Genomic DNA, 6,757 nt, shown 5'->3' on the forward strand with positions numbered 1-6,757 from the left:
GACATGGGCCCGCTGGTCACCGCCGCGCACCGCGACAAGGTCGCCGGCTACATCGACGCCGGCGAAGCCGCCGGCGCGACCATGGTCCTCGACGGCCGGCAGGTCACCCCGGACGCGGAGGGCGACGGCTTCTTCCTGAACCCCACCCTCTTCGACCACGTCACCCCGGAGATGTCCATCTACACCGACGAAATCTTCGGACCCGTCCTGTCGGTGGTGCGGGTGGCCGGCTACGACGAGGGCGTGTCCCTAATCAACGCCAATCCGTACGGCAACGGCACCGCGATCTTCACCAACGACGGCGGCGCCGCCCGCCGCTTCGAAAACGAGATCCAGGTCGGCATGGTGGGCATCAACGTGCCCATCCCGGTGCCGATGGCCTACTACTCCTTCGGCGGCTGGAAGAACTCGCTCTTCGGCGACACCCACGCCCACGGCACCGAGGGCGTGCACTTCTTCACCCGCGGCAAGGTCGTCACCTCCCGCTGGCTGGATCCCAGCCACGGCGGCCTCAACCTCGGCTTCCCGACCAACGCGTAAGCGCGGACCACCGACATCACGAAAGGACGCAGATGACCACCGAAACGACAGCTTCCCCGGTGACCGCCGAAGAAATCGAGGCCGGCCGGCGCGCGTACGAGCTGGACCGGGCCCACGTGTTCCATTCCTGGTCCGCCCAGGACAAGATCAGCCCGATGACCGTGCTCAAGGCCGAGGGCTCCTGGGTCTGGGACGGGGAGGGCAACCGGCTGCTGGACTTTTCCTCCCAGCTGGTGAACACCAACATCGGCCACCAGCACCCCAAGGTGGTCGCGGCCATCCGGGAGCAGGCCGGCAGGCTGTGCACCATCGCCCCGCAGCACGCCAACGACGCCCGCTCCGAGGCCGCCCGCCTGATCGCCTCGCTGACCCCCGGGGACCTGGACCACGTCTTCTTCACCAACGGCGGCGCCGACGCGGTCGAGCACGCCATCCGCATGGCCCGGCTGCACACCGGCCGGTACAAGGTCCTCTCCGCCTACCGGTCCTACCACGGCGGCACCCACCTGGCCGTCAACGTCACCGGCGACCCCCGCCGGGTGGCCAACGACTACGGCGACGCCGGCACCGTGCATTTCCACGCCCCGTTCCCCTACCGCTCCCAGTTCCACTCCTCCAGCCCGGAAGAGGAGAGCCGGCGGGCCCTGGAGCATCTGGAAACCACCATCCAGCTCGAAGGCGCCGCCAACATCGCGGCCCTGATCCTCGAATCCGTCCCGGGCACCGCCGGGATCATGGTCCCCCCGCCCGGCTACCTGGAGGGCGTGCGGGAACTGACCCGCAAATACGGCATCGTATTCATCGCCGACGAGGTCATGGCCGGCTTCGGCCGCACCGGCAAGTGGTTCGCGATCGAGCACTGGGACGTGGTCCCGGACCTGCTCACCTTCGCCAAGGGCGTGAACTCCGGCTACGTGCCCCTGGGCGGGGTCGCCATCGGCAACGCCGTCTTCGACACCTTCCGCGAACGGGCCTACCCCGGCGGGCTGACCTACTCCGGGCACCCGCTGGCCTGCGCCGCCGCCGTGGCGACCATCAGCGCCATGGCCGGGGAACAGATGGTGGAGCACGCGGCGCGGCTCGGCGAGGAGGTTATCGGCCCCCGGCTGCGCGAAATCGCCGCACGCCACCGGTCCGTCGGCGAGGTGCGCGGGCTGGGCTGCTTCTGGGCGGTGGAACTGGTTAAAAACCGGGAGACCCGCGAACCCCTGGCCGCCTACGGCGGCTCCTCCCCGGAAATGGACGAGGTCATCGCCGCGTGCAAGGCCGGCGGCCTGCTCCCGTTCGCGAACTTCAACCGCATCCACGTGGCCCCGCCGCTGAACACCCCCGATGCGGAGGTCCTCCGCGGCCTGGAGATCCTCGACGCCGCCCTGGACGTCGCCGACAAGCACGCGAACTAGTATCGCATCAGGCGGGAGCCTGCCCCGGCCGGCTCCCGCCTGACACCCCTCCATCAGACCCCATATTCAGGGACGGCCCCTGCTGCAAGATCCTTCGAGGTTCTACCCGGACAGGTACGGCGGCACGCGTACGTCGAAGCAGTCCGAGACCGATCGGGCCAAGATGCGACGCAGAAGGTCCCAAGCGGCCGTACGACCCCTCTTCCAAGCCCCGGCCACTGCCCCAGGCAACCCCGGCGTATCTTCGAGCACGAGGCGAGTCCCATGCACAGCACCACCTCCGAAGCGGCATCCACCAAGAACCCCGACGGCAACTTCCCCCGGCCCTGGGAGCTGGAGGGTCGGCTTGTCGAACTCCGCTGGCCCTGTGGAAGACGCTGCACCGCCCGTATCGAACAGACTGTCAGCGCACACGGCGTCTTCTGGATCATCGACCAAGACCTGGGACTCCGTGAGCTCGTATTCGCCGATGAACTAGCCGGTGTCAACGAGGTGCGGCAGGAAGCGACCGGACACCACGGACACAGAAAATAAGTCTGTCAGCATCCACCGCATCCGGCGCGGCAACCACGATCGGAACAGACCGTCCTGCTCACGTCGCGGCTGGTGCAGCAGCGGCCCGCCGCCGGGGACCTGCTGCCCGAGGACCCGCGGGCCGCCGAACTCGCCGGCTCGGTCCGGACCGTGGCGGAGTTCCTCCCCGGCATCGGCTGGCAGCCGCCGGCCGCGGCCGGAAAACTGCTCGTCCAGCCCCACTGCCATCACTACTCGGTCATGGGGTACGGTGCTGACGAACAGTTGCTGGCCTCCATGGGACGCGACATCGAGGTGTCGGGCTGCTGCGGGCCGGTCCGGAACTTCGGCATGGAGAAAGGCCACTACGAGGTATCGGAAGCGCTCGCCCGCCAAGGCATCCTGGCCAAGGCCGAGGCCACCGGGCCGGACATAGTCGCGGTTATCCTCACGGGTCCCGGCCCGCACTTATCGGCGGGGAGGCCCGCTCGAGGCCCGGGGCATCAGGGTCGGCAGGGCCCGGGAGACCTGGCCGGTGCCGGGTGCCGGCTCGAGCAGCATGCGCAGGGCCGATTCGGCGATCTGGTCGAAGGGAACCCGCACCGAGGTCAGCGGCACCGGAAGGCGTTCGGCCAGCGGGATGTCATTGTAGCCGACCAGGGCCACGTCCGCGCCGATGGCCAGGCCGGCGCGCTGGGCAGCGGCGATGATGCCGAGGGCGAGGTTGTCGTTGGCGGCGAAGACGGCGGTGGGCCGGGTGGAACGTTCCGGATCGAACAGGTACCGGCCCGCCTCCACGCCGTTTTCGATCCGGTACCCGAGCCCGACGACGCGGTCGGCGGGCAACTCCAGCCCGGCCTCGAGCAGGGCGCGCCGGGCGCCGGCGAGCCGGTCCCGGGCCGTGGAGGCGAAGTCCGGGCCGGTCACCACGGCAATGTCCGTATGCCCAAGGTCGATGAGGTGCCGCACGGCGAGGTAGCCGCCGGTTTCGTCGTCGCCCAGGGCCGAGGGGCTGGTGCCGTCGGTGCGCAGCACCAGCGCGTGGGGCACCTCCCGTTCCCTCAGGGAAGCGGGAAGGGTGTCGTCGAGCCGGGCCGAGGCCAGGATCAGCCCGTCCACGTTGCGGTCCAGCAGGGTTTCGGCGGCCCGGCGCTCGTCGGCCGGATCGTCGCCGCTGGTGGCCACGACGGCGAAGTGACCGCGGGCGCGGGCGGCGCGTTCGAGCGCCTCGAACATCAGGGCCATGACGGTGTCGCTCAGCCGGGGCACGAGGACCCCGATGGTGCCCGTGGATCCCTTGCGCAGGCCCGCCGCCGACACGTTCCGGCGGTACCCGAGCTCCTCGGCGGCCTGGCGCACCTTCAGGGCGGTGGCCGAGCGCGACGACGTGCTGCGCGCGTCCAGGATGCGGCTGACCGTGGACACGCTGACGCCGGTCGCCTCGGCGACGTCGCGCAAAGTCACCTGCCGCCGGACCTCTGTGGAGTTCATGCCTTTGTCCTTCCGCCTGTCCTGCACCAAGTCTAGAGGGCCCGGAACCCGGAAAATCCGGGCGCCCGGAAACCGCCTATTGACAAATGTGCTCCACCTCACGAAGAATTGCAAACGTTCCCGAGAACGATTGCAAAAGCAGTCGGCAGAGTCTCAGCAAGGAAAGAAGGAAGTCATGACACTCGATCTCCGCGGCCTCGTTCCCGCCCCCGTCACCCCGTTCACCAGGGACGGCGCGGTTGACTTCGACGCCATTGGGCGCCTGGGCAGCTGGCTCGCCTCCGTCGACGGCGTCAAGGGCCTGGTGGTGCTGGGCCATGCCGGCGAGGGAACGTTCCTGACTGCTGACGAGCAGGCCGCCGTCATCACTGCGTTCCGCGAGGCAGTCGGCTCCCGCATCCCGATCATTGCCGGCATCACCGGCGAGGGCAGCAAGGTCGCTGCGCTGGAAGCCAGGCGGGCCGTCGACGCCGGGGCCTCGGCCGGTCTGGTCTACCCCTCGCACGGCTGGCTGCGCTTCGGCTTCCAGCCCGGCGCCCCGCAGGCCCGCTACCGGGAAATCTACGAGACCAGCGGGCTGCCGCTGATCCTGTTCCAGTACCCGGACGCGACGAAGGCGACCTACGACCTGCAGACCCAGCTTGAGATCGCCGGCCAGGAAGGCGTCTTCGCCACCAAGAACGGCGTGCGGAACATGCGCCGCTGGGACACCGAGATCCCGGTGCTGCGCGAAACCTACCCGGACCTGCAGATCCTCACCTGCCACGACGAGTACCTGCTGCACACCATGTTCGACGTCGACGGCGCCCTGGTCGGCTACGGCGGACTGGCCCCCGAGCCGCTCGTCGAACTCATCAACGCCGGCAAGGCCCGCGACTACCAGGCGGCCCGGGCCATCCACGACCGCCTGCTGCCGGTCACCAAGACCGTCTACCACCGCGGCTCCCACATGGAAGGCACCGTCGCCCTCAAGGAGGGCCTGGTCGCCCGGGGCGTCCTCGAGCACGCGGCCGTCCGTTCCCCGCTGCTGCCCTTGGCCGAAGGCGCACACCAGGAGATCGCCGATGCCCTGGCCTCGGCCGGCCTCACCAGCGTCACCGCCAACGCCTGACCGCCGGCACACGCAAGGGTGGCGGGCCGTCCGGAACGCCGGACGGTCCGCCACCTTTCCCGGAACCTGCCCGGGCCGGCAACGCCCCGCAGCAGCGCCGCAGCCCACCGCCTCGTCCTCTCCAAGGAGGCGCTGCGGCCCCTTCCCGTCCGCCGTCCGGGCCCGCCCCGGTGCCGCGGTTCGGTGACAATGAAGTCCCGACAGCCTCCGCGGCCTCCGCGGAGAGGAGGAAGTCAACGATAATGACCGCCATGGCCAGCGGAAAGACCTCCGCCACCAACGCCGAGCTCGTCGCCCGGCTGGAGCGCCTGCCCATCACCAGACGCCTGACGCTGATCCGCGTCGTCATCGGCTCAGCCACCTTCTTCGACGCCTACACAGTCCTCGCCATCGCCTTCGCGGTGCCCCAGCTCGTCACCGCATGGAACCTCTCCCCCGCCGAGGTCGGCCTGATCCTCTCCGCCGGATACGCCGGACAGCTCGTCGGCGCCCTCTTCTTCGGGCACCTCGCCGAAAAAATCGGCCGCATGCCAACCCTGCTGATCACCATCGTGCTGTTCGTCTCCATGGACATCGCCTGCCTTTTCGCCTGGGGAGCCTGGTCGATGATCATGTTCCGCTTCCTCCAGGGCATCGGCACCGGAGGGGAGGTCCCGGTCGCCAGCGCCTACATCAATGAATTCGTCGGTGCCCGCCGGCGCGGCCGCTTTTTCCTCCTCTACGAGGTCATCTTCCCCGTCGGCCTGATGTTCGCAGGCCTCGCCGGCTTCTTCCTCGTCCCGGCCTTCGGCTGGAGAGCCATGTTCATCGTCGGCCTCGTTCCGGCGGTCCTGACCATTCCGCTGCGCCGGCTCATGCCCGAGTCCCCCCGCTGGCTGGCCTCCGTGGGACGCGTGCAGGACGCCAATACCGTCGTCACCCGCCTGGAGGACGAGGCCATCCGCGCCGGGCACGCCCTTGCCCAGCCCGTCCTGCGCCCCGTTGACCCCAAGGCAACGGCGCGCTCGGACTGGCGCGAGCTGTTCAGGGGCGTCTACCGCAAGCGGACGTTCATGATCTGGGGCCTGTGGATCAGCGTCTACGTCGTGAACAACGGACTGATCACCTGGCTGCCCACCCTCTACAAGGAGGTCTTCAAGGCCCCCCTGCAGACCTCCCTTGCCTACGGCTGGATCACCTCCGCGGCAGGAGTCGCAGCGTCCATCGCCTGCGCGCTCCTCATCGACCGGGTCGGGCGCAAGCGCTGGTACACCGTCGCCTTCCTGGCCGCCACCGTGCCCCTCGGCCTCCTCGCCGGCCTCGGCCAGCTCTCCACCACCCAGGTCGTCATCTTCGCCAGCATCGCCTACGCCATCCTGCAGACCATTTCGTTCTCCCTCTACCTCTACTCCGCCGAGCTCTACCCCACCCGCCTCCGCGCCATCGGCACCGGCTTCGGCAGCGCCTGGCTGCGCGCCGGTTCCAGCCTCGGCCCCCTCCTGGTCGCCTGGATCGTCGCCGACTACGGCATCTCCTGGGTCTTTGCCGCCTTCGCAGCCGTTGCAGTCATCGGAGGCCTCATCACCGCGTTTTTCGCGATCGAGACCAAGGGCCGCGTCCTGGAAGAACTCTCGCCCTGACCAAGACAGGGCAACCGCCTGGAAACACACCGCGCTCCGCGGGCCAGGGCCGGACACCGCCGGGTGTCCGGCCCTGGCCC

At 69.4% G+C, this 6,757-nt stretch carries 6 protein-coding genes; 4 read left to right on the forward strand and 2 right to left on the reverse strand.

All coding sequences use genetic code 11. The features are described from left to right. Together ACFQ36_RS19495 and ACFQ36_RS19500 are read left to right on the forward strand one after the other, a co-directional pair. Positions 1-540: aldehyde dehydrogenase family protein (locus ACFQ36_RS19495; RefSeq protein WP_377016650.1), on the forward strand; the 540-nt coding region annotated here is incomplete at its 5' end. A 32-nt stretch (positions 541-572) separates the two neighbouring features. Continuing rightward, positions 573-1,943 (forward strand): aspartate aminotransferase family protein, encoded by a 1,371-nt coding sequence (locus tag ACFQ36_RS19500; protein ID WP_377016652.1) that lies wholly within the window; start codon positions 573-575, stop codon positions 1,941-1,943. Positions 1,944-2,417: 474 nt separating this feature from the next. On the opposite strand, the gene ACFQ36_RS19505 is transcribed toward ACFQ36_RS19500, so the two are convergent. Beyond that, the gene (locus ACFQ36_RS19505) at positions 2,418-2,852 is read right to left on the reverse strand and encodes a hypothetical protein (RefSeq protein ID WP_377016654.1); all 435 of its coding nucleotides are present in this window, start codon (positions 2,850-2,852) and stop codon (positions 2,418-2,420) included. A gap of 72 nt (positions 2,853-2,924) precedes the next feature. Continuing rightward, the gene (locus ACFQ36_RS19510) at positions 2,925-3,947 is read right to left on the reverse strand and encodes a LacI family DNA-binding transcriptional regulator (RefSeq protein ID WP_377016656.1); all 1,023 of its coding nucleotides are present in this window, start codon (positions 3,945-3,947) and stop codon (positions 2,925-2,927) included. A 175-nt stretch (positions 3,948-4,122) separates the two neighbouring features. On the opposite strand from ACFQ36_RS19510, the gene ACFQ36_RS19515 reads away from it, so the two are divergent. Both ACFQ36_RS19515 and ACFQ36_RS19520 read left to right on the forward strand, forming a co-directional pair. Continuing rightward, positions 4,123-5,058, forward strand: a complete 936-nt coding sequence (locus tag ACFQ36_RS19515; protein ID WP_377016658.1) for a dihydrodipicolinate synthase family protein — start codon at positions 4,123-4,125, stop codon at positions 5,056-5,058. Positions 5,059-5,300: 242 nt separating this feature from the next. Continuing rightward, positions 5,301-6,677, forward strand: coding sequence for an MFS transporter (locus ACFQ36_RS19520; RefSeq protein ID WP_377016660.1), 1,377 nt, complete (start codon positions 5,301-5,303; stop codon positions 6,675-6,677). Positions 6,678-6,757: the final 80 nt, after the last annotated feature.

The organism is Arthrobacter sp. GCM10027362, from assembly GCF_042679445.1.
In the GTDB taxonomy this organism is placed as follows: domain Bacteria; phylum Actinomycetota; class Actinomycetes; order Actinomycetales; family Micrococcaceae; genus Crystallibacter.

Coding starts and splice junctions, on each gene's coding strand:
- ACFQ36_RS19510 (WP_377016656.1), bottom strand. CDS start 3,947: ATGAACTCCACAGAGGTCCGGCGGCAGGTGACTTTGCGCGACGTCGCC.
- ACFQ36_RS19515 (WP_377016658.1), top strand. CDS start 4,123: ATGACACTCGATCTCCGCGGCCTCGTTCCCGCCCCCGTCACCCCGTTC.
- ACFQ36_RS19520 (WP_377016660.1), top strand. CDS start 5,301: ATGACCGCCATGGCCAGCGGAAAGACCTCCGCCACCAACGCCGAGCTC.
- ACFQ36_RS19500 (WP_377016652.1), top strand. CDS start 573: ATGACCACCGAAACGACAGCTTCCCCGGTGACCGCCGAAGAAATCGAG.